Annotated in this window: 24 protein-coding genes and 1 tRNA gene; 6 read left to right on the top strand and 19 right to left on the bottom strand. The window is 54.9% G+C overall.

Translation table 11 applies throughout. From position 1 onward, the window contains the following. Window positions 1–138: 138 nt before the first annotated feature. Genes BW956_RS04790 through BW956_RS04770 form a run of 6 tightly spaced genes read right to left on the bottom strand, consistent with a single transcriptional unit; the run spans window position 139 to window position 2,268 of the window. Complete coding sequence (locus BW956_RS04790) at window positions 139–423, bottom strand: hypothetical protein (protein WP_076461224.1); 285 nt, start codon at window positions 421–423, stop codon at window positions 139–141. 10 nt (window positions 424–433) lie between these two features. Next, on the bottom strand, window positions 434–670 hold the full coding sequence (locus BW956_RS22185; protein ID WP_139327121.1) for a hypothetical protein: 237 nt from the start codon (window positions 668–670) through the stop codon (window positions 434–436). Then, a complete protein-coding gene (locus BW956_RS04785; RefSeq protein WP_076461222.1) occupies window positions 667–1,254 on the bottom strand; it encodes a hypothetical protein in 588 nt (195 codons plus the stop codon). Before BW956_RS04785 ends, BW956_RS22185 begins: the two co-directional genes overlap by 4 nt. After that, the gene (locus BW956_RS04780; protein WP_076461220.1) at window positions 1,251–1,595 is read right to left on the bottom strand and encodes a hypothetical protein; all 345 of its coding nucleotides are present in this window, start codon (window positions 1,593–1,595) and stop codon (window positions 1,251–1,253) included. The genes BW956_RS04785 and BW956_RS04780 overlap by 4 nt, the downstream gene beginning before the upstream one ends. Then, window positions 1,592–2,044, bottom strand: a complete 453-nt coding sequence (locus tag BW956_RS04775) for a hypothetical protein (RefSeq protein WP_076461218.1) — start codon at window positions 2,042–2,044, stop codon at window positions 1,592–1,594. The genes BW956_RS04780 and BW956_RS04775 overlap by 4 nt, the downstream gene beginning before the upstream one ends. Continuing rightward, entirely contained in the window at window positions 2,044–2,268 is a 225-nt protein-coding gene (locus tag BW956_RS04770) for a hypothetical protein (RefSeq protein WP_076461216.1), read from the bottom strand. The genes BW956_RS04775 and BW956_RS04770 overlap by 1 nt, the downstream gene beginning before the upstream one ends. Window positions 2,269–2,719: 451 nt before the next feature. Between BW956_RS04770 and BW956_RS04760 the strand changes: the two genes are divergently transcribed. Next, the gene (locus BW956_RS04760; RefSeq protein ID WP_076461212.1) at window positions 2,720–3,700 is read left to right on the top strand and encodes a phage integrase; all 981 of its coding nucleotides are present in this window, start codon (window positions 2,720–2,722) and stop codon (window positions 3,698–3,700) included. Here the strand turns inward: BW956_RS04760 and BW956_RS04755 are convergent. The 8 genes from BW956_RS04755 to rpsU form a co-directional block, all read right to left on the bottom strand. After that, the gene (locus BW956_RS04755) at window positions 3,687–4,130 is read right to left on the bottom strand and encodes a hypothetical protein (protein WP_076461210.1); all 444 of its coding nucleotides are present in this window, start codon (window positions 4,128–4,130) and stop codon (window positions 3,687–3,689) included. The genes BW956_RS04760 and BW956_RS04755 overlap by 14 nt on opposite strands. Further along, on the bottom strand, window positions 4,105–4,872 hold the full coding sequence (locus BW956_RS04750; protein WP_076461208.1) for a hypothetical protein: 768 nt from the start codon (window positions 4,870–4,872) through the stop codon (window positions 4,105–4,107). The genes BW956_RS04755 and BW956_RS04750 overlap by 26 nt, the downstream gene beginning before the upstream one ends. A gap of 13 nt (window positions 4,873–4,885) precedes the next feature. Then, entirely contained in the window at window positions 4,886–5,362 is a 477-nt protein-coding gene (locus BW956_RS04745) for a hypothetical protein (RefSeq protein WP_076461206.1), read from the bottom strand. Between the two features lie 101 nt (window positions 5,363–5,463). After that, window positions 5,464–5,540, bottom strand: a tRNA-Ile gene (locus tag BW956_RS04740). 61 nt (window positions 5,541–5,601) lie between these two features. After that, window positions 5,602–7,443 carry an RNA polymerase sigma factor RpoD gene (gene rpoD, locus BW956_RS04735; protein WP_076461204.1) on the bottom strand — a complete coding sequence of 614 codons (1,842 nt, stop codon included), beginning with the start codon at window positions 7,441–7,443 and terminating at the stop codon, window positions 5,602–5,604. A gap of 175 nt (window positions 7,444–7,618) precedes the next feature. Continuing rightward, the gene (gene dnaG, locus BW956_RS04730) at window positions 7,619–9,469 is read right to left on the bottom strand and encodes a DNA primase (protein ID WP_076461202.1); all 1,851 of its coding nucleotides are present in this window, start codon (window positions 9,467–9,469) and stop codon (window positions 7,619–7,621) included. 35 nt (window positions 9,470–9,504) lie between these two features. Beyond that, window positions 9,505–9,948 (bottom strand): GatB/YqeY domain-containing protein, encoded by a 444-nt coding sequence (locus tag BW956_RS04725; protein ID WP_010322914.1) that lies wholly within the window; start codon window positions 9,946–9,948, stop codon window positions 9,505–9,507. A 46-nt stretch (window positions 9,949–9,994) separates the two neighbouring features. Further along, window positions 9,995–10,210 carry a 30S ribosomal protein S21 gene (gene rpsU, locus BW956_RS04720; protein WP_010322913.1) on the bottom strand — a complete coding sequence of 72 codons (216 nt, stop codon included), beginning with the start codon at window positions 10,208–10,210 and terminating at the stop codon, window positions 9,995–9,997. Between the two features lie 171 nt (window positions 10,211–10,381). Here rpsU and tsaD point away from each other — a divergent pair, with 171 nt between their 5' ends. Beyond that, on the top strand, window positions 10,382–11,410 hold the full coding sequence (gene tsaD, locus BW956_RS04715; protein WP_076461200.1) for a tRNA (adenosine(37)-N6)-threonylcarbamoyltransferase complex transferase subunit TsaD: 1,029 nt from the start codon (window positions 10,382–10,384) through the stop codon (window positions 11,408–11,410). A 13-nt stretch (window positions 11,411–11,423) separates the two neighbouring features. Here tsaD and plsY read toward each other — a convergent pair whose 3' ends face one another. Next, window positions 11,424–12,005 (bottom strand): glycerol-3-phosphate 1-O-acyltransferase PlsY, encoded by a 582-nt coding sequence (plsY, locus tag BW956_RS04710; protein ID WP_010322911.1) that lies wholly within the window; start codon window positions 12,003–12,005, stop codon window positions 11,424–11,426. A 109-nt stretch (window positions 12,006–12,114) separates the two neighbouring features. Here plsY and folB point away from each other — a divergent pair, with 109 nt between their 5' ends. Continuing rightward, a complete protein-coding gene (gene folB, locus BW956_RS04705; protein ID WP_076461198.1) occupies window positions 12,115–12,471 on the top strand; it encodes a dihydroneopterin aldolase in 357 nt (118 codons plus the stop codon). Beyond that, entirely contained in the window at window positions 12,471–12,992 is a 522-nt protein-coding gene (folK, locus tag BW956_RS04700) for a 2-amino-4-hydroxy-6-hydroxymethyldihydropteridine diphosphokinase (RefSeq protein WP_076461197.1), read from the top strand. Before folB ends, folK begins: the two co-directional genes overlap by 1 nt. On the opposite strand, the gene BW956_RS04695 is transcribed toward folK, so the two are convergent. From BW956_RS04695 to BW956_RS04680, 4 genes are read right to left on the bottom strand one after another with little or no spacing between them, the layout of a single operon-like run. Continuing rightward, the gene (locus BW956_RS04695) at window positions 12,978–13,715 is read right to left on the bottom strand and encodes a pteridine reductase (protein ID WP_076461195.1); all 738 of its coding nucleotides are present in this window, start codon (window positions 13,713–13,715) and stop codon (window positions 12,978–12,980) included. The two genes, folK and BW956_RS04695, sit on opposite strands and share 15 nt — an antisense overlap. After that, window positions 13,712–14,836, bottom strand: coding sequence for a tRNA nucleotidyltransferase/poly(A) polymerase-related protein (locus tag BW956_RS22720; protein ID WP_076461193.1), 1,125 nt, complete (start codon window positions 14,834–14,836; stop codon window positions 13,712–13,714). The genes BW956_RS04695 and BW956_RS22720 overlap by 4 nt, the downstream gene beginning before the upstream one ends. Further along, a complete protein-coding gene (gene glpE, locus BW956_RS04685) occupies window positions 14,836–15,153 on the bottom strand; it encodes a thiosulfate sulfurtransferase GlpE (protein ID WP_076461191.1) in 318 nt (105 codons plus the stop codon). Before glpE ends, BW956_RS22720 begins: the two co-directional genes overlap by 1 nt. Before the next feature lie 2 nt (window positions 15,154–15,155). After that, window positions 15,156–15,977 (bottom strand): symmetrical bis(5'-nucleosyl)-tetraphosphatase, encoded by an 822-nt coding sequence (locus BW956_RS04680; protein WP_076461189.1) that lies wholly within the window; start codon window positions 15,975–15,977, stop codon window positions 15,156–15,158. Between the two features lie 429 nt (window positions 15,978–16,406). Between BW956_RS04680 and BW956_RS04675 the strand changes: the two genes are divergently transcribed. Together BW956_RS04675 and BW956_RS04670 are read left to right on the top strand one after the other, a co-directional pair. Continuing rightward, complete coding sequence (locus BW956_RS04675) at window positions 16,407–17,984, top strand: methyl-accepting chemotaxis protein (protein WP_076461187.1); 1,578 nt, start codon at window positions 16,407–16,409, stop codon at window positions 17,982–17,984. Window positions 17,985–18,004: 20 nt separating this feature from the next. Continuing rightward, window positions 18,005–20,056 (top strand): putative bifunctional diguanylate cyclase/phosphodiesterase, encoded by a 2,052-nt coding sequence (locus BW956_RS04670; protein ID WP_076461185.1) that lies wholly within the window; start codon window positions 18,005–18,007, stop codon window positions 20,054–20,056. The last annotated feature ends 72 nt before the right edge of the window (window positions 20,057–20,128 follow it).

Genomic DNA, 20,128 nt, shown 5'->3' with positions numbered 1-20,128 from the left:
TAAAAACATGTTTCCTAAAACCTTGTATGACGCTTGTCGTGATTCACCGCGTTGCGTGCCCTAGTGCGCCCTCTGCCTCTTGCGCCGTTCGGTCATGAGACGCTGCGCGTCTCCCGCCGAACCGAGGGCGCTGATTGTTCACGCTGCGGCTTTGGTGCCTGCCGGTTTGATGGACAGGACCTTGAAGGCCATCTTCTGTCCCGCCCCCTGGGTGGGCTGGGCAACGATCTCGCATTTGCAGGGCAGGTGCTCACGCAGCAGATCGACGGTTGCGTAGTCACAGGCCAGCTTCATCAGCTCAAGGCCGACACGGTCAGGGTTGGAGCCGTCCGATTTCTGCGTGGCGATGATGGAGCCGCCCTTGTTGCCGTCCATGTCGTAACGGCTTGCCTGGATAACGTCAGCAGTCATGGTGATGTTCATGGTGTATTCCTCAGTTCAGTTCGCCGCAGTCAGGGCATTTAACGGGGTAAGCGTTCGGCACCGCGAGCAGGGCACCGCATTTACAAACGGACCAGCGAGCGACGCGACCGCCGAAGGTCCAGAGCGGGCGCGGTTGCTTGGTCATGTGTTCCGGTACCGGCGGGCAGTTGCACTCATGCTGTCCGCAGACAAGACACAGGCCCATGGCCTCAGCCGGTTTAACGAGTTGGCGAAGCCGCTTATTCATGCGGCACCTTCCTGGAGGCAGCAACGGCTCCATTGTTCGGCCATTGCACTGGCAATACCGGTAAAGGTTCGGCTGCGCTCCTTCCAGCGTTCAGGCCCCGGGCTGGCACGGTGAATCCGTTGTTCACGGCCTGAAACAATTTCGGTAGGCATCAGGGGCGGTAATCCCTTGAGCCAAAGGCAAGTGGCTTTGGTTTCACCATGGCCAAATTGCCAGGGCTGAATCAGCTGGTCATAGTTTCGGGACAGACGTTCAACCGCATACTTATGGGGGATAGGGTTCTCAACCACGACCCTGGAACATGGGTGGTCCAGAAACAGATTGAAGAACTCGCAGGCCTCATCCAGTTCATCCCAGAGATCACGCTGATGCAGCCAGCGAACGCCCGAGTTTGCCAGGCGGGTACAGGGCGGATGCGCGATGATCACATCCCACTCCTGGGTGAGCAGGTCTTGCACATCTCCCAGGTAGTGAGGCCCATTGGTTTCAGTTGGGAGAAGATCGCAACTAATTGCCTGGTGACCGAGTTTTAGCCAGGCATCACGGACTCGACCTGAGTACTCGCATGCAATGAGCACTTTCATGCAATCTCCTCCCTGGAATGAGAACCCGAGGCACGCCATGTGACCTCGGGGGCGGTTACGCCGCCAGTCGAATTGTCGTCAGTACTATCAGCACTGACGCCCCCTTCAGGGGTGCAGCCCTGAGTAGTGGGAGAGGGTGAGGAAGCGTCCTGTTTACGCTTCCAGAGGTAGTAAGAAATGCGCTGGCTTACAAAGCCGAAGAGTTCGACCAGGAGGAAGGCCAGAACAGCACCGATCCAACCGGCAACCATCATTTCAAATGGCATGTCGGTATCACTGTAAAAGCGGATATACACAGTGACGGCCAGCGCGTAGAGCAATGTCAGAATCAGGCTGGTCATGCTGCCACCTCCTTGACTCGACAGGCGTCTATGTTGCGATCCATCAAGGCAAAGCGGCGCAGGATGGTTTCAATGACGGGCTCAACCTCAGACAGAGGTGCATCAAAACGGATGGTGAAACGATCTGTAACGCATACATCAGAACCAAAGGGCCGATTACTGGAGAGGGTGTGGCCTCTTCCAACACGATGAGCAGCGTTGGAAGCATCGACGTGGTAGTTACGGACGCACAAAGGGCCATCAGGCACAGGGGCGCAGATGACGAGATACAAGCCGTGCACGTTAATCTCACAGTGAATATCCACACCCTGAGTCACCAAACGACAGGATTCAGCCGCCACTTCAGAGAACATGGCGAAGGTGCACTCATAGCCCTGCATAGCGGCAAGACGGTCGGACTCGGCCTGGTGGTATTCAGCAGGGGTGAGTAGTGTCAGTTGAGCAGTCATTAGATAGCCTCCATGCAGTCGGCCATGATCTTGGCCACGTTCACGAAGGAGCGGCGGGCGCGTTCGTCGCCGTTGCTGGGGGTGATGGTGGGAATGTACCCACGTTTGATCATGCCGTTCAGGGTGTCTTCGGAGACGCCGATCAGTTCAGCGAAGCGACCGCGATCCATAATCGGAACAAAGGGAAGTGAAGCGGGTATCAGGTTGTGTACGGGGGCGTTCATGGCGTTTTACCTTTATACTGACAATCAATGGCGTTTAATGACTAGCTTTATTAACTAGAACTATCTTCTAGGTCCAATGTTAGGATTGATAGGAGATATGTCAAGAGATAATTTCTAGAAAATGAACATAGACGATCGCATTCGCTGTGTGCTAAACACTTGCGGCAAGACCACAGAAGAGATCGCTGCAGAGACAGGGATCAAGTATTCAAGGTGGACAACAGTTAGGAAGACTGGAGGCAGGGCTAGGGCTGAAGAAGTCGAGGCTTTGTGTTCAGTATTCCCTGAATATGCGCTTTGGATCGCTTCGGGTAATACGTTACCGTCTGCCGGACAAGTGAGCCCTGAAATTGAAGAAATGAGAGAGGCTTACAACGGGTAGGGAAGGGATACGTACTGGCCGAAAGGATTCGCGGCGCCTGGTTCAGCAGTACAGGGAGTAAGCCCGGGCATGGCCATTGAGAAAGTCGCATCTGGCTGGTTGGTCGATATTCGTCCAGCCGGTCGAAACGGTAAACGTTACCGCAAAATCTGCAAAACCAAAGCCGAGGGGCTGCGTTGGGAAGCCTGGATGAAACACCAGCACACCCTGCAACCCGACTGGCAACCGCCGAAACAAGACCACCGCCGATTGTTTGAACTCATTCAAGAATGGTACCGCCTGCATGGGCAGCACCTGAAGGATGGGGAGCGGAGACGGTCCGTTCTGGAAAATATCTGCTCCATGATGGGCAACCCTGTGGCTGCAGAGATACGTGGTGTCGATTTCACGACCTACCGATCAGGCCGGTCCACTGAGGTTACCGCCAATACGCTCAACCATGAGTTGGCATACTTGCGTGCAGTGTTTAACGAACTGATCAGGCTGGATCATTGGGACAAGGAGAATCCGCTGAAGAACGTTCGCCCGCTAAAAGTGGATGAGCGAGAACTGACCTGGCTAAGCAAAGAAGAAATACAGCTACTCCTGGAACAGCTGGCCAATAGGCGTAACCCTGATGCCATCAAAGTGGCCAAGGTATGTTTAGCAACTGGTGCGCGGTGGTCGGAGGCTGAGGGGCTTACTGCAACTCAGGTTAAGAACAATCAAATCACTTACCACCGAACTAAAAGTGGCAAGAACCGAACAGTTCCAATTACAGAAAATCTTTATCGCGAGATCAAAACGAGAAGAAGTGGCCGGCTTTTCGGTAACTGTTACCAGTCGTTTACCAACGCATTGGCAGATTCAGGTATAGAGCTGCCGAAGGGGCAGAGAACCCACGTCCTCCGGCATACATTTGCTAGTCATTTTATGATGAATGGAGGTAACCTACTGACGCTGCAAAAAGTTCTTGGGCATGCCTCCATTCAAATGACAATGAGGTACGCGCATTTGGCACCAGAGCATTTCTTTGATGTTATAAAGCTTAACCCATTCAACCATTATTAACATCAACATCTGCTTTCTCATTAAAACCATCACTTTCAATAACAACTCTGCTGACAATCTCACTGCAAAGTTGATTATAATACTTATGGGCAGTCTCTTTATCTATCTTACCATCTTTTTCGCTTTCTTTTATAAAGTCAAATATTCTTTCTATAGATGGATCAACTTTATCTTTACTAAGGAAGGTTTTTATATTGAAGGAGAAAACGCTAAATGAAATATAATGCAAGTATGTCAATCGAGAGAAATCAAGATATAAGATTGTTTTAAGAGTTGGTGTAAATAGGCCTACTAAGCCCTGAAGTGCTATTCCTAATAGAACCCCGAGTCCTGTTCCAATAGGGTTTTTTACTAAAAGCACATCAAAGACTTTTCGTAATAACAATGTAAGATCGTAATTCAAACTAAGCCCTCCTACCTTCAATTTCATTGACTTTCTCAATAATTTCATCAGGTTCGGGTATTATTTTTTTTGCAACACCTCCATCATGAAAGTCATCTTTATCTGAATGGCTCAGTATAAAGTCTATTATTTCACGTGACTCAAATTCATTATTACCATAGATTCCTTTTTTTACTCTATAGTCGATCAATATGTGATCAAGTTGAATAATTAAAATCATGGAAAAAATAAAAAATGCAGCGTATATATTATAATCTGCAAGATTGAAATGTGATATAAGGCCTAGAAATAAAAATGAAAAAATTAATATCATCTGTAGCAGTCGGTGCTTTTTTATCTTCTCAATCACCATAAGTCCAATAATAGTATTACGATTTTCTTGATTGGATGACACCAGTAACCTTTTGGCAGTTAGATAAAGAAAAAGAGGAGAAGGAATAGGAAAAGGAATGAAACTAATGAATCTGAATATTTTCTCAATTAAACCTGATTTTTCTTTTTTAAGAATTACGTTTTTAAATAAGCTTTCATTAAAACGAAATTTAATTACATGAATTTTTGATTGATCTAAATTATAACTTTTGATTTTTTTTACAACATATTCATCATCTAATATTTTATTAGAATTAGCATGCTTAAAATGAATTCTAGTTTCTGATACTTTTAATTTAATATCATTATTTTTAATTTTCCTATTTTCTATTAAATAGTAAATATAAACGAATGAATAAAGTAATACTATTGCTAAAGAAAAAATCAAAAAAAACATATTAGTCTCCAAGCTAATTTGGACAATGGTAACTAACCATGACTTTGGCTTTTTCACTGCCAGTTGAACGAAGGTTATCCATCCAGAACTGACACTTAGGGTCTGAAAGTTTCTTCATGTACTCTGCACGATCTCGCTTGGCATCAAGCTTTACTTCCCTTGCAATGCGCTCCTGTTCCATTCTCAGGCGAGATTCTTCCAAACGCTGCTGACGGGCCTGGTTTTGTGCTTCGAGGGCTCTACGGCGCTCTACGGCCGCCTGACGGGATTGTTCATTCATTCTCTCCATGCTGCCATGCAAGGCATTGGTAGCTGCTTCAAGCGAACGGACGAATCGGTATTCCTGGTATTTCTGGTAACCAAACCACAGAAGAAAGAGAAGGATGCCACCGGCGGCAACGCCAAGTGCTATTTGAAGCCAGAGAGGAGGAGGATCGACAGGATCGGGAGCGCGTTCGAAAACGATTCGCTCATGAGGTGCTGGACACATAGTACCTCCGTGTTTTGTCCGGTCCGTGAAAAATGTGGACACTTTGTGGACACTTTCGGTACTACTCCATTACCCGAAAGTTCGTAACCCCTTGATTTTAATGGTGGGCCCAGCAGGACTTGAACCTGCGACCAATGGATTATGAGTCCACTGCTCTGACCAACTGAGCTATAGGCCCGGGGAGTGCGCGCCAATGATAGCATGTCCTATCATTGGCGCAATATGATGAAATTAAACGATTATTCGTCGATGAAGGTACGCAGGTGATCGGAGCGGCTCGGGTGACGCAGTTTGCGCAGCGCCTTGGCTTCGATCTGGCGGATACGTTCACGGGTAACATCGAACTGTTTACCCACTTCCTCAAGGGTGTGGTCAGTGTTCATGTCGATACCGAAACGCATGCGCAGTACCTTGGCTTCACGGGCAGTGAGGCCGGACAGGATTTCACGCGTAGACTCACGCAGGCCTTCGCCAGTGGCAGTATCCACCGGTGAGTGCAGGGTGGTGTCTTCGATAAAGTCGCCCAGGCTGGAATCTTCGTCGTCACCGATCGGGGTTTCCATGGAGATCGGCTCTTTGGCGATCTTCAGCACCTTGCGGATCTTGTCTTCCGGCATTTCCATACGCTCGGCCAGCTCTTCCGGAGTCGCTTCGCGGCCCATCTCCTGCAGCATCTGGCGGGAGATACGGTTGAGCTTGTTGATCGTTTCGATCATGTGTACCGGAATACGGATGGTACGGGCCTGGTCCGCAATGGAGCGGGTGATGGCCTGACGAATCCACCAGGTTGCGTAGGTGGAGAACTTGTAACCACGACGGTATTCAAACTTGTCCACAGCCTTCATCAGGCCGATGTTGCCTTCCTGGATCAGATCGAGGAACTGCAGACCGCGGTTGGTGTACTTCTTGGCGATAGAGATAACCAGACGCAGGTTGGCCTCAACCATCTCTTTCTTGGCACGACGAGCGCGTGCTTCACCAATGGACAGGTCGCGGTTGACCTCCTTGATATCAGCCAGGCGTAGGCCGATGTTTTCTTCTACCTGGCGCAGGCGGCGCTGGGCGCGCTGCAGGTCAGGCATGCTGCGTTTGATCGGGGCAGCAAAAGGCTTGTCGCTGTTAACCAGTTCGTCCAGCCATTCCTGGCTGGTTTCGTTGCCCGGGAAGGACTTGATGAACAGCGGGCGCGGCATTTTGGCGCGCTGGGTGCAGATGCGCATGATGGTGCGCTCCTGCTTGCGAATGCTGTCGATACAGTCACGCACACGCTGGACCAGCAGGTCGTAGTAGCGCGGGGACAGCTTGATCGGCGCAAAGGCATTGGCCAGAGACATGGCCGCAAATTCGACTTCGTCGGCAGAACCGCCACGTTCGATGGTCGCATTCAGGTTGTCCAGGGATTCCTGGATCAGACCAAAGCGCTGACGTGCTTCTTCAGGGTCGGGGCCACGCTCCTTCTCTTCGTTGGAGTCGTCGTCACCTTTTTCCTTGTCGTCATCATCGTCCTCGTCGTCTTCATCTTCTTCGATTTCGACGGGGGCTTCGGCTTCCGGTGCAGGGATGTCGGAATCAGGATCGATGTAGCCACTGAAGATATCGCTCAGGCGACCTTCTTCCTGAAGTACGCTGTTGTAAGCGTCCAGGATGATGTCAACGCTGCCCGGGAAGCGGGACAGTGCCATCATGACTTCACGGATGCCTTCTTCGATACGCTTGGCGATATCGATTTCGCCTTCGCGGGTCAGCAGTTCCACGGTACCCATTTCACGCATGTACATGCGGACGGGGTCGGTGGTGCGGCCGGCATCATTCTCGACGGCAGCCAGTGCAGCAACGGCTTCTTCGTCGGCTTCTTCTGCAGAATCGCCGCCGCTCAGCAGCAGATCTTCGGCATCCGGCGCTTCTTCAGAAACGCGAATACCCATGTCGTTGATCATGCGGATGATATCTTCGACCTGATCGGGATCGGCAATATCTTCCGGCAGATGATCGTTAACCTCGGCGTAAGTTAGATAGCCCTGTTCTTTACCTCGGGCGATCAGTTCCTTAAGTCGAGACTGCTGTTGGGATTTATCTGACATAGAGCCCCTGCAACGAATGAAAGCTGATGTGACTGGTGGCGGAAAAGCGAGCGCGACATTATACCGAAAAAGGCTGTCGGCAGCTACAACAATAAGCGCAGCACCTGCGTAAAAAAGTCTATAGCTAGGAGAATAGACCAGAAATCAGGTGCTTGCCGAAGATTTCCTGCATCAGTCAGTTACGCTGATTGATCAACAACTGCTGAAGTGTTTGTTTCTCTTCACTGGTAAGTGGGGACTGTCTGGATTTTTTCAAGAGCTGATCCAGTTGTGCGTCCTCACGGCGCGCCAGGATGCGCTTGAGCGTGTCCTGTAACAGGCTGGCGGCATTGGTGTTACCCAGGATCGGGTCCAGGTGCGAAATTTCGTTCAGCAGCATCAAGTCGGCACGGCGAGCGTCATCGTCCTGCCAGTCCACCAGCAGGGTGCCCAGGGAGCTGCCGGGCGTCTGCTGCAGGTATTCCAGCAGGTGGGTCAGCACGCTGATATTGGGCTCGTCGACCAGCACGAACTCCTCGGCCTTGGGTGCCTGTGTCGCCAGCGAGGGCTGGTGCAGCAGAATCGAAATGGCCTGGTTGACCAGGTGTCGTGACTGCTGACGTGTTGACTGCCGCTGTGGAGTTGGCTCGTAGCTCGGTGCTCTGGGTTCGTCATAGCGTGGCGCCGGTGACGGGGTGTACTGTTCCGGTGGCGGCTGCTCCTGGCTGGGCTGGGTGACCTGGTGCAGGTCGATTACGCTGCCCAGTTGCTCCAGTGACAGGCCGGTGATTTCGCAAATACGGTCCATCATCATCTGCTTCAGCAAGCCCGGCTGCATGGACTGGATAAGGGGCAGGGCGGTGTTGCTGAAGCGGGCACGGCCGTCCATGCTGCTGAGGTCGGCATCTTCGGTTAGTGACTTAAAGAAAAACTCGCTCAGCGGTAGTGCCTGGGTGACGCGTTCGCTGAAGGCGGCTTCACCTTCCTGACGCACCAGAGTATCCGGGTCTTCACCGTCGGGCAGGAACAGGAAGCGTGCTTCCTGGCCATCCTTGATCACTGGCAGCGTGGTGTGCAGTGCCCGCAGTGCGGCGGTGCGGCCAGCCTGGTCGCCGTCAAAGCAGAAGATCACTTCCGGGACTAGTTTGAACAGGCGCTCCAGGTGCTGGGCGGTGGTGGCGGTGCCCAGTGTGGCGACCGACCAGTGGATGCCGTGCTGGGCCAGGCTGACCACGTCCATGTAGCCTTCCACAATCAGCAGGCGGTCCAGGTGGTTGCTGTGCTGGCGGGCCTCGTAGAGGCCGTAGAGCTCGCGGCCCTTGTGGAAGGTCGGGGTTTCCGGCGAGTTCAGGTATTTGGGTTTGTCGTCGCCCAGTACGCGGCCACCAAAGCCGAGCACCCGGCCCCGTACATCGCGGATCGGAAACATGATGCGATCGCGGAAACGGTCGTAGTGACTGGCTTTTTCTTCGTTGTGGATCACCATGCCGGACTGTTCCAGCAGTTCGGTGGCGTTATCCACAGCCGAGAAGTGGTTCATCAGGTTATCCCAGCCGGGCGGGGCATAACCGATACCAAAGGCGGCGGCAATCTGGCCGCTGAGTCCACGCTGCTTGAGATAGTTGACCGCACGCTCGCGTTCCGGGGATTGGCGCAGCTGCTGCTGGAAAAAGGTGTTGGCCTGCTCCAGGGCTTCAAACTGGCGCTTGAGGCGCTGTTCGCGCTGATGGTCGACGGGTCTGCCTTCTTCGCGGGGAACGTCCATGCCGGCGAGCTTGGCCAGCTCTTCAACGGCTTCGGGGAAGTTAAGGCGGTCATATTCCATCAGGAAGCCGAGCGCGTTGCCACCGGCACCGCAACCGAAACAATAATAAAACTGCTTGTCGGGGCTAACCGAGAAGGAGGGGCTCTTTTCCTTGTGGAACGGGCAGAGGCCAGAGTAGTTCTTGCCTGCGCGTTTCAGCTTGACGCGACCATCAATGACATCAACGATGTTGATGCGGGCCAGAAGGTCGTCAATGAAGTGTTGGGGTATTCGACCTGCCATGTTCGCTCCGCGGACAGGTCAGCGTATGCGGACCCTTAGAGTTTCTGCTTCACCAGGCCGGAAATCTTGCCCATGTCGGCTCGACCCTGTACCTGGGGTTTGACGATTGCCATCACTTTGCCCATGTCCTGCATGGAGCTGGCGCCGGATTCGGCGATGGCGTCATCAATAATCTGAGTAATCTCAGCGTCGCTGAGTGGCTGCGGCAGGAAAGTTTTAATCACCTCCAGCTCCTGCTGCTCCTTCTCTGCCAGTTCGGGTCGCTCAGCCGCCTCGTACTGGGTAATGGAGTCTCTTCTCTGTTTGACCATCTTGTCCAGCACGGTCAGGACGCGGGCGTCATCGAGTTCGATACGCTCGTCCACCTCGATACGCTTCAATTCCGCCAGAATCAGGCGAATTGTGCCAAGACGTGCTTTGTCCTTGGCGCGCATGGCATCTTTCATCTGTTCTGTAATGGTTGCTTTCAGATCAGACATGGGATGCTCCTTCGAGTGTGCTTGGTTAGCTTAACAGAGTGTTAAATCAGTACAGACGTACGCGACGAGAAGTTTCACGCTGCAGTTTCTTGGCGTGACGCTTAACGGCAGCAGCTGCTTTACGCTTACGAACAGAAGTCGGCTTTTCGTAGTGCTCACGACGACGAACTTCAGCCAGGATGCCGGCTTTTTCGCAAGAACGCTTGAAACGACGCAGAGCTACGTCGAACGGCTCGTTATCTTTAACTTTAACCTGAGGCATTGAATGCTCCCTTTAGTGGTTGGGGTGAATGTACCTATCGCAATGATAGAGATTAAGGCGGCATATTCTAGTGAAGCCCCCCAGCCATGTAAAGTGATCGAGACTGTATTTTGCGGCCCACAGCAGGGATAATGGCAAGCTGTTCGATCTGCTTTAATTGACGAGGCCGCTATGCGAGTGCTGGGCATTGAAACTTCCTGTGATGAAACCGGTGTGGCGCTGTACGACAGCGAGCGCGGACTGCTGTCCGACGCCCTCTACAGCCAGGTAAAAATGCATGCCGAATACGGTGGTGTGGTGCCCGAGTTGGCCTCACGAGACCATGTGCGCAAACTGCTGCCGCTGATTCGGGAAGTGATGGCCAAGGCGGAGCTGGAACTCAAGGACCTGGACGCGGTGGCCTACACCTCTGGCCCGGGTCTGATCGGTGCCCTGATGGTCGGTGCATCTACCGGGCGCGCACTGGCTCTTGGTTTGGGCGTGCCGGCCATTGCGGTCCACCATATGGAAGGGCATCTGCTGGCGCCGATGCTGGAAGACAACCCGCCTGCTTTCCCGTTCGTGGCGTTGCTGGTATCCGGTGGGCATACCCAGCTGGTCAGTGTTAAGGGCATTGGCCAGTACGAGCTGATGGGCGAGTCACTGGATGATGCGGCCGGTGAAGCCTTCGACAAGGCAGCCAAAATGTTGGGGCTGGATTATCCCGGTGGCCCGCTGATCGCCAAGCTGGCCGAGCAGGGCACGCCGGGCCGCTATCGCTTCCCGCGTCCGATGACCGACCGTCCGGGTCTGGATTTCAGTTTTTCCGGCCTGAAAACCTTCACCCTGAATACCGCCAATGCCGAGCGTGACGAGAACGGTCAAATTGATGCGCAGACCATGGCCGATATCGCCTTTGCGTTTGAAGAAGCAGTGGTGGAAACCCTGGCTATAAAATGTCGCCGTGCCCTGCAGCAGACCGGCATGAAGCAGCTGGTGATTGCCGGCGGTGTCAGCGCCAACAAGCGACTGCGTGAGCGTCTGGATGAGGTGGTTCGCAAGGAGAAGTCGGGTCTGTTCTATGCACGCCCCGAGTTCTGTACCGATAACGGCGCCATGATTGCCTATGCCGGCTGTCAGCGTTTGTTGGCCGGTCAGCAGGCAGATCTGACCATAATAGCACGCCCGCGCTGGCCGATGGACACACTGGAGTCGATCTGATTCTGTGCAGGGATTAAAAGCGGTGCTCGCGCCCGGCCACCAGCTTGCGGATGTTGCTGCTGTGTCTGAGGATCAATATCGCTGAGGTCAGGCTGAAGGTCAGCGTCAATGCCGGTGTGGTCAGATAGCAGAACAGCGGGGTAATGATCGCGGTGGCGATGGACGCCAGTGACGAGATGCGACCAAGCAGGAAAATCAGCCCCCAGAATAACAGCTGACACAGGGCAAGAGGCCAGCTCAGCAGCAGTGTGCAGCCCAGCGTGGTGGCAACGCCCTTGCCGCCGCGCAGGCTGGAGAAGAACGGAAACAGGTGGCCGCACACGGCGGCCAGCATGGCCCAGCCGCGCAGGGTGATGTCGGCCCCGACCAGAATCGCCAGCAGGATGGCGGCCGCGCCCTTGCTGAGGTCGCCCGAAAGCGTAAGGATTGCGGCCTGGCGCCCGCCCAGGCGCATGACATTGGTGGCACCGGGGTTCTTGGATCCGGCCTGGCGCGGGTCCTCAAGGCCCATGGCTTTGCAGACAAGCACCGCACTGGGGATGGACCCCAGCAGGTAGGCAGTCAGCAGCAATATCCAGTCGGACCCTTCGGGCATATTGACGTCCAGTCGTGCGCCGGCCGTGGCTGGCGTGGTAGATTAACAGTCTTGAAACAAGCATATACAAGCTCGGACCGGGCCTCAATCGGTCCCCAGCGGAGGCAGGATGGATATCGTTTATATTCGCGAATTGGAAGTTGAGACCGTCATTGGCATCTATGACTGGGAGCGCGAAGTGCGCCAGACTGTCAGCCTGGATCTGGAAATGGGCACCGATATTCGGGCCGCTGCATCCACAGAAGATATTGAGCAGACGCTCAACTATAAATCCGTCTCCAAGCGCCTGATCAGTTTTATCAGTGAAAGCGAGTTCCTGCTGGTGGAAACCATGGCAGAAGAGATCTCCCAGATCGTCTTGAGTGAATTCGACGTGCCCTGGCTGCGCTTGCGCCTGAGCAAGCCCGGTGCCGTGCGCGGTGCCAAGGATGTGGGTGTTGTGATCGAGCGAGGAGAACGCAGCTGATGCCACATGTCTACCTGAGCCTTGGCAGCAATCGGGACAGGGAGCGCCACATTACGGCAGCACTGGATGCGCTGGCAGACCGGTTCGGCGAGATCGAAATTTCGTCGGTGTATGAAAGCGAAGCCGTGGGGTTTGCCGGCACCAACTTTTATAATCTGGTAGTAGGTATCGACTGCCCTCTGGGATTGGCCGAGCTGTCCGCCTGGTTGAAGCAGGTTGAAGACGATAACGGCCGGGACCGGTCCGGGCCGCGTTTCAGTGGTCGAACGCTGGATATCGATGTTCTGACCTATGGTGATCTGGACCACCCGCAAGAGGGGGTGCAGGTGCCGCGCGACGAGATTACCGAGAACGCGTTTGTGCTCTTGCCGCTGGCTGAGATTGCGCCTGAGCAAAAGCACCCGGTACTGCAGACCTGCTATGCCGAGCTCTGGCAGGCGTATGACCGTGCCCAGAAACTCTGGCCGATCGACTTCAACTGGCGTGGTCGCCAGATCTCACGGGCCTCAACTGAAGATTGAGCGCCCGCCATCGACCGCCAGAATCTGGCCGGTGATGTAGCCGGCCGAGGCCAGGAAGGCAACGGCTTCGGCAATGTCCTCGGGGCGTCCTGTGCGTTGCAGAGGCACCTTGTCGAGAATGGCCTGACGGGCAGCATCGTCCATTTCCGCATCCGCTTCGGGCCAGAGGATGGCACCGGGCGAGACGCCATTTACCCGCACCGCCGGCGCCAGTTCGCGCGCCAGACTCAGCGTCATCATCTTCACGCCAGCCTTGGCAATGGAGTAGATTGGGTAGCCGCCCAGTCCTTTCTCGGCATGTACATCGACCAGGTTCACGATGCTTCCCCCAGAGGCTTCCAGCAAGGTTGCCAGGGCGCTGCTGAGGAAGAAGGGGCCACGCAGGTTGCTGTTGATCAGCTGGTCCCAGTCTGACTGAGCTGCCTGCTGCAAGGGCGTGGGATAAAAGGTGGATGCGTTGTTGACCAGCAGGCTGAGTGGCCCCTGCTGCCGCACGGCTTGCGCCAATTGCTCCACCGCCTGCATATCGTTCAGGTCGGCCTGCAGGCAGATGCAGGAATCGGCTCTTTGTCGGTTCAATTCATCGCGCAGCTGCTCGGCATCAGTGCTGGATTGGCGATAGTGCAGAATCAGGTCGTAGCCCTGTTGGTGCAGGCGGCGTGCGATGCAGGCGCCAATACGGCGTGCAGCACCGGTGATCAGGGCGCGTGGTGCCGTACTCATGCGATCTCTCCATACAGTCGGCAGCAGTCCAGCTGGCGCTGCTGAATCGCCTCACCCAGGGCCTTGCCACTGAAGCCTTCGGCCTGCAGGGCACGGTTATCGATAGCGGCAATACTCTGAAGCAGTGCCTGCGTTTGCTGCGCCAGCCGGTCGATATCGACGTTGGGGTAGAGCCGTTCTATCAGAGGCAGCAGGCGGTTCAGGCGTTCCGGCTGACGCACAAGGCTAAAGCATTTGAGCAGTGCCAGGCGTTGTTCGGCAGTGATCTCTTCCATTCTGGCCAGTTCGTCCAGGCCGGTGCGGCTCTGCAGGGCCAGATCACGAAAGCGGTTGGGAATGCGCCAGTGGCGGCACAAGGCCCGGATGCTCTCCAGAGCGTTGTCCAGCGGCTGAGATTCGGTCAGGCTGAAAGCGAAGAGGGCAAAGCACTGCTCACTGTCGAAATTGGCAGCCTCGGTTAGCATCTGGAAACGGGTAGCGTTGTAACGTTCAGCCCCCGGCATCAGCTTATCCAGTGCGCCGATATGCTGCAGCAGGTTGAAAAAGCAGGCAGGGGATTGGGTACTCAAGGCACGTTCGCACTCCTGCCATACCCGTTCGGGGGTCAGGTGTTCCAGTTCATCACCGGCGCTGATCTCCCGCAGCAAGGTTTCCGTTTCCGGTGCCAGGGTGAAACCCAGGTGGGCAAAGCGGGCGTAAAAACGGGCAACACGCAATACCCTCAGCGGGTCTTCCACAAATGCGGGTGAAACATGGCGCAGCAGGCGTGCTTCCAGGTCGGCTTGTCCGCCGCAAGGATCATGCAGCTCACCGTTCAGGTCTTCGGCGATGGCGTTGATGGTCAGGTCGCGTCGCAGCAGGTCCTGTTCAAGCGTGACATCCGGGCTGGTATGAAAGGTGAAGCCGGTGTAGCCCTTGCCGCTTTTTCGCTCGGTGCGGGCGAGGGCATATTCTTCGGCGGTATCCGGGTGCAGGAATACCGGGAAATCACTGCCGACGGCCCTGTAGCCCAGCCGGCCCATTTCCTCCGGGGTGGCACCGACGACTACCCAGTCGCGGTCCTTGACCTCAAGCCCCAACAGGCGGTCACGCACGGCGCCGCCAACCAGATAGATTTGCATCAGCGTTCGCAACGGTCCGGGCACTGGGCACGCCAGGCCTCAAAACCACCGTCCAGACTGTACACCTCGTCAAAGCCCTGGTGTGCCAAATAGGCGGCTGCCGACTGACTGCTGATACCGTGGTAGCAGCAGACGATCAGCGGGGCATCCATGTCTGCCTCGGCCATATACTCGGGCATGTTGTGGTTGTTCAGGTTATAGGACTGGCTGATGTGCAGTTCCTTGTAGCTGCCCTCGTCGCGAATATCGACAATTTGGGCGCCCTGGTCGATCAGTTCGCAGGCCTGATCAATGTTAATGCAGCGATACTCGGACATGATTAGTCTCCCGCGGTCTTGGTGGGCTGGCAAGCTTGCGTGAAAACACAGGCGTCTTCAAGCCGATAAGCTGTAAGGGTATTGCCCCAGACGCAGCCGCTGTCCAGCGCAACCACTTGATGTTCACGATGAAATCCCAGTGCCGCCCAGTGCCCGAACAGCTGAATACGTTTCAGGGGGGCGCGGCGTGGCTGTCGATACCAGGGGGCAAAGCCTTCGGGTGCCGTCTCGGGCGCGCCGTTGCCCTTGAACTCCAGTCGCCCGGACTCGGTGATAAAACGCATGCGGGTGAAGTAGTTGGTAATGGCTCGCCAGCGGTCCATGCCGGATAGGTCATCTTGCCAGCAGTCGGGTTGATCGCCATACATCTGATGCAGGAAAGCATAGCAGTCAGGCCCTTGCAGTACCTGCTCCAGTTCCGCACTGAGTGCGCGTGCCTGTTTGAGTGACCAGATATGCGGAATGCCTGCATGGGTCATGACATGGCCCAGTGCCTTGTCGTCATGCAGCAGCGGCTGATGTCGAAGCCAATCCAGCAGCTCTTCACGGTCAGGTGCCTGCAGGATGGGCTCCAGGGTGGGGTGCGTTTTGCGATCAACACCGGCGGCCAATGCGAGCAGGTGCAGATCATGATTACCCAGCACCGTGACGGCCTGTTCTCCGAGGCTGTGGACAAATCTGAGGGTTTCCAGCGAGCGCGGGCCCCGGTTGACCAGGTCTCCGGTCAGCCAGAGCCGATCATTCTGATTGAAGCTGATCTGATCCAGTAATTGCAGCAGTTCATCGTAGCAACCCTGAAGGTCGCCAATGACATAGGTGGCCATAGGTTTTCCGAATTCTCAACACGCCACGCATGATAGCGGATTGCAGGTGTCGGTAAAAATCGCCATTTCGGTGAATGTCGAGATAAAAAAAGGCCCCGAGTGGGGCCTGAAGAATACAGGATACCTGCTGCTGTTGAGTATCCCTGATGTACTTTAAGCCATAACCGTGCCAAAACCTGTAAATGTATAAATATCAGTTAGTTATAAATTTAATGCAGCGGTTTTTTGGGGTTTTCTGTGCACTGTTTTGGTGCGGTCCGTGTGGTCTTGTGGTGCATTTTTGTCCCAGGCTTTGGGGTTACAAGTATTAACCAAAACTTAATTTATCACTGCATTAAGTAAGGTTATTGTCTGCGCCTGGCAACTGGAGTAATGTTTTTAAAAAAGCAGTACAAAAAGTGAACTATATGCCACTGGCAAGGGACTGTAATGAAAATCAATGAACCGGTGACACAACAAGAAAAAAACGTCTCGGAGCATGCCAACATACTGTCAACCACCGATCTGAAAGGAGCGGTTACCTACGTCAACCCGGACTTCGTTGCCATCAGCGGATTTGAAACTGAAGAGCTGTTGGGACGCAATCACAACATCGTCCGTCACCCGGATATGCCACCCGCCGCATTTGCCGGTTTGTGGGACAGGGTCAAGTCCGGCCATACCTGGATGGGAGTCGTCAAAAACCGCTGTAAAAATGGCGACCACTATTGGGTGGATGCCTTTGTGATGCCCATCAAGCGGGATGGGCAGACCTGCGAATATCAATCCGTCAGGCGTCGCCCGGAGCGTGACGCAGTGGCGCGGGCCGAGAAAGTCTATCCGCGGCTGATGTCAGGCCGTTCGCCCCTGCCTGCCAACCCCTTGGCCAAAATAGGCCTGACCGGCCGTCTGCTGACATCGGTGCTGGTGCCAGGCCTGGCCGGGCTGGCACTTAACCTGTTTTACCCTGAAGAGAGTCCCATGATCTGGGCTGCCGTGATGGCCTTGATGCTGTCAGGCATGTTGTTGGTGCTTTCACCCTGGCGTCGCCTGGTGGCAGAGTGTCAGCAACAGCTGAACGACCCGGTCGCACGTTATATCTATACCGGTCGACAGGATGATATCGGCCAGATGCGCCTGCTGCTTAAACAATTGAGTTCCGAATGCGATGGTCTGGTGGGGCGCATGGATGATTCGGCCCGGCAACTGAAAGACGATGCCGAAATGCTGAGCGAGGCTGTGAGTCAGTCGCAGACCGGTATGCAGCAGCAGTCGATCGAAATGGAGCAGTCCGCTGCCGCCATCAGCCAAATGTCGGCCTCGGTGCAGGAAGTGGCGACCAATGCTCAGCACAGCTCTCAGGCGGCGGAAGAAGCGGTCAGTGAAGTGGCACATAGCAGGCAAACGGTGGAGGCCACGGCATCAGCTGTACATGACCTGCAGGCACATATTGCCGAGGCCGAGGGGGTTATTGCTCAGGTAAACGGCCACAGTCGCAATATTGCCAATGTACTGGATGTCATCAACGATATTTCAGAACAAACCAATCTGCTCGCGTTGAACGCCGCCATTGAGGCTTCACGGGCAGGGGATGCGGGCCGCGGTTTTGCCGTCGTAGCGGATGAAGTACGTTCACTGTCGTTGAGAACACAAAACTCGACGGGTGAAGTGCGTGCCATGATTGAAGAGCTGCAAACCAGTGCCAGTGATGCCGTGGATACCATCAACCAGGGGCGTGAACGGGCTGACCGTTGCGTCGAGCTCAGTGATGAAACCGAGCATGCGCTGGATAATATTCTGGGCGCCATTCGTCGCATCAGTGATATGAGCGTCCAGACCGCATCGGCGGTCGAGCAGCAAAGTAGTGTTGCAAGTGAAATTGACCGTAGTATTGTCTCTATTCAGACACTTTCTGAACGGAATCTCGGAGCGGTTGAACAAAGCTCCCGGGCGGGGCAGCAAGTTTTGACGGTAGCGACGGAGTTGAATGCGCTGGCGCATCAGTTCTGGTGCCGCAAGTCGGCATAACACGGGTGCAACGGAAGCAGATGAACAGACAACGCCAGTTTCTGGATTTGACCGGTGACTTTATCGCCAGTCTGGATCGGGATTATCGAATCGAATTCATGAACCGCTCCGGGCGGCGCATGCTGGGAGTCGGAATGGACCATGACTTCCATGCCAACCCCATGTATGCGAAAGACTTTCATGATGATGACAACCTGCGCTTGTTGCAGGAAGAAGCCTTTCCGCAAGTGCTTTCCACTGGCTGTTGGAATGGCACTATCCTGTTTCGCTCACTGGATGGAAGCTCCATCCCTGTCAGCCTCCGTGTGCTGGCCCACCTGGATGAAAAGGGCCGTGTTACCGGCCTGACGGGGGTTGGTCAGGACCTGCGGCTGCAACAGGCGCTGCGTACGCAGGAAGCGATGGCAGACCGTATCCTCGACAGCACGATCGAAGGCATTATGGTGACCGATTCCGGTGCGCGTATTCAGCGTGTGAATCCGGCGTTTACTCAGATTACCGGCTACACCGCGGAAGAGGTTCAAGGGCTAACGCCACGCTTCTTGCGCTCCAATCATCATGAGCAGGACTTTTACGAGCAGATGAATGCCACGCTGAGCGAGCATGGGCGCTGGCAGGGTGAGGTCTGGAATCGGCGCAAGTCCGGTGAGGTTTACCTGCAGTGGATGTCGATCAGTGCTCTCAGGGGGCAGGAAGGCCAGGTAACGCACTATGTTTCAGTGCTGCATGACCTGACCGAGATGCGCGCGAAAGAAGCCGAAATTGAACAGCTTGCCTTCACGGACCCGTTAACCGGCGTTGGCAACCGGCATAAACTGATCCAGACCCTCAACCATGAACTGGGTGAAGAGGATACTAAGCCTCTGGCACTCATGTGTGTGGACCTGGGGCAGCTGTCACCCATCAATGATCGTTTTGGCATGCGCGGAGGCGATCAGCTGATCCGCTGCCTCAGTCAACGCTTGCGTGAATTGACCGGCTCGGCCTTGCAGTTGTTCCGTTTGACCGGCGATGAGTTTGTCATATTGCAGCTCAACTCCTCTGATCTAACGGATATCGCCCGTCAGGCCGTGCGCTGTATCCAGCTGCTACAGCAGCCGGTTACGCTGGATGGTGAAATTATTCGGCTGAGCCCGTCGGCCGGCATTGCCCTGGCACCCAAGGATGCCAGTGATGCCGATACGCTGCTGGCCTCGGCGCAGACGGCCATGACAGCCGCCAAGCAGTCCGGTCGTGACAGCTATCGTTTTTATGATGAAGCCATCAGCAGTGCCATGTGGCATCGGTTGATGCTGGAACAGCAGCTGATGCTGGCCACTCAGCCCGATGCAGACCTGGGGCTGAAGCTCTACTTGCAACCAAAAGTTTCCTTGCCTGATGGCCAGATAGCTGGCGCAGAAGTTCTGCTGCGCTGGGAGCATCCGGAAAAGGGCCTGATTTCACCGGCGGAGTTCATCCCGCTGGCCGAAGAAAGCCGGCTTATTGTGGCGCTGGATCGCTGGGTGTTTGCGCGCAGCTGTCGCCTGCTGCAGGAAAGTACAGCCGCCGGGTATCAGCTGCCACGCATCAGCATCAACCTGTCGGCCAAGCAGCTGCAGGAGCCCGACCTGGTTGAATGGTGTGCCAATACCGTTAAGCGCTTTGGTCTGGACCCCGGTTGCATAGAGCTGGAAATCACGGAAACTGCGTTCATCAACCTGGCCGATACCGTGCTTGAGCGGCTTCAGGCCTTGCGTAACACCGGTTTCAGCCTGGCGCTGGATGACTTTGGCACCGGGTATTCCAGTTTGACCTACCTGCGCCGCCTGCCACTGGACGTGGTTAAAATCGATCGCGATTTTGTGGCCGACCTGTGTCAGGACGAGCGTGCTGCTACTCTGCTGCAGGGGGTTATGCAGCTTCTGGATAAGCTCGATTTCTCGGTGGTAGCTGAAGGAATAGAAACTACCGAGCAAAGCGCCTTGCTGCACAGTATCGGCTGTAATGTGGGGCAGGGGTTCCTGTTTCACCGTCCCATGCCGGCCGACGAATTTATTGCGTTGTACTATCACGAAGCTTCTTCGAGCTGCTAGCCTGAGGAGAGAAGTTGGCAACCGTAATGCTGCCAGCCAAGCTGTTTAGTCAACCGAGTGAAGTTAAGTGCA

Origin of the sequence: Marinobacterium stanieri, from assembly GCF_900155945.1 — a bacterium.
Lineage (GTDB): Bacteria > Pseudomonadota > Gammaproteobacteria > Pseudomonadales > Balneatricaceae > Marinobacterium > Marinobacterium stanieri.
The sequence above is the reverse complement of the archived record's forward strand: the minus strand, read 5'-3'. Positions and strand labels throughout refer to the sequence as shown.

Coding starts and splice junctions, on each gene's coding strand:
- BW956_RS04790 (WP_076461224.1), bottom strand. CDS start 423: ATGAACATCACCATGACTGCTGACGTTATCCAGGCAAGCCGTTACGAC.
- BW956_RS22185 (WP_139327121.1), bottom strand. CDS start 670: ATGAATAAGCGGCTTCGCCAACTCGTTAAACCGGCTGAGGCCATGGGC.
- BW956_RS04785 (WP_076461222.1), bottom strand. CDS start 1,254: ATGAAAGTGCTCATTGCATGCGAGTACTCAGGTCGAGTCCGTGATGCC.
- BW956_RS04780 (WP_076461220.1), bottom strand. CDS start 1,595: ATGACCAGCCTGATTCTGACATTGCTCTACGCGCTGGCCGTCACTGTG.
- BW956_RS04775 (WP_076461218.1), bottom strand. CDS start 2,044: ATGACTGCTCAACTGACACTACTCACCCCTGCTGAATACCACCAGGCC.
- BW956_RS04770 (WP_076461216.1), bottom strand. CDS start 2,268: ATGAACGCCCCCGTACACAACCTGATACCCGCTTCACTTCCCTTTGTT.
- BW956_RS04760 (WP_076461212.1), top strand. CDS start 2,720: ATGGCCATTGAGAAAGTCGCATCTGGCTGGTTGGTCGATATTCGTCCA.
- BW956_RS04755 (WP_076461210.1), bottom strand. CDS start 4,130: ATGAAATTGAAGGTAGGAGGGCTTAGTTTGAATTACGATCTTACATTG.
- BW956_RS04750 (WP_076461208.1), bottom strand. CDS start 4,872: ATGTTTTTTTTGATTTTTTCTTTAGCAATAGTATTACTTTATTCATTC.
- BW956_RS04745 (WP_076461206.1), bottom strand. CDS start 5,362: ATGTGTCCAGCACCTCATGAGCGAATCGTTTTCGAACGCGCTCCCGAT.
- rpoD (WP_076461204.1), bottom strand. CDS start 7,443: ATGTCAGATAAATCCCAACAGCAGTCTCGACTTAAGGAACTGATCGCC.
- dnaG (WP_076461202.1), bottom strand. CDS start 9,469: ATGGCAGGTCGAATACCCCAACACTTCATTGACGACCTTCTGGCCCGC.
- BW956_RS04725 (WP_010322914.1), bottom strand. CDS start 9,948: ATGTCTGATCTGAAAGCAACCATTACAGAACAGATGAAAGATGCCATG.
- rpsU (WP_010322913.1), bottom strand. CDS start 10,210: ATGCCTCAGGTTAAAGTTAAAGATAACGAGCCGTTCGACGTAGCTCTG.
- tsaD (WP_076461200.1), top strand. CDS start 10,382: ATGCGAGTGCTGGGCATTGAAACTTCCTGTGATGAAACCGGTGTGGCG.
- plsY (WP_010322911.1), bottom strand. CDS start 12,005: ATGCCCGAAGGGTCCGACTGGATATTGCTGCTGACTGCCTACCTGCTG.
- folB (WP_076461198.1), top strand. CDS start 12,115: ATGGATATCGTTTATATTCGCGAATTGGAAGTTGAGACCGTCATTGGC.
- folK (WP_076461197.1), top strand. CDS start 12,471: ATGCCACATGTCTACCTGAGCCTTGGCAGCAATCGGGACAGGGAGCGC.
- BW956_RS04695 (WP_076461195.1), bottom strand. CDS start 13,715: ATGAGTACGGCACCACGCGCCCTGATCACCGGTGCTGCACGCCGTATT.
- BW956_RS22720 (WP_076461193.1), bottom strand. CDS start 14,836: ATGCAAATCTATCTGGTTGGCGGCGCCGTGCGTGACCGCCTGTTGGGG.
- glpE (WP_076461191.1), bottom strand. CDS start 15,153: ATGTCCGAGTATCGCTGCATTAACATTGATCAGGCCTGCGAACTGATC.
- BW956_RS04680 (WP_076461189.1), bottom strand. CDS start 15,977: ATGGCCACCTATGTCATTGGCGACCTTCAGGGTTGCTACGATGAACTG.
- BW956_RS04675 (WP_076461187.1), top strand. CDS start 16,407: ATGAAAATCAATGAACCGGTGACACAACAAGAAAAAAACGTCTCGGAG.
- BW956_RS04670 (WP_076461185.1), top strand. CDS start 18,005: ATGAACAGACAACGCCAGTTTCTGGATTTGACCGGTGACTTTATCGCC.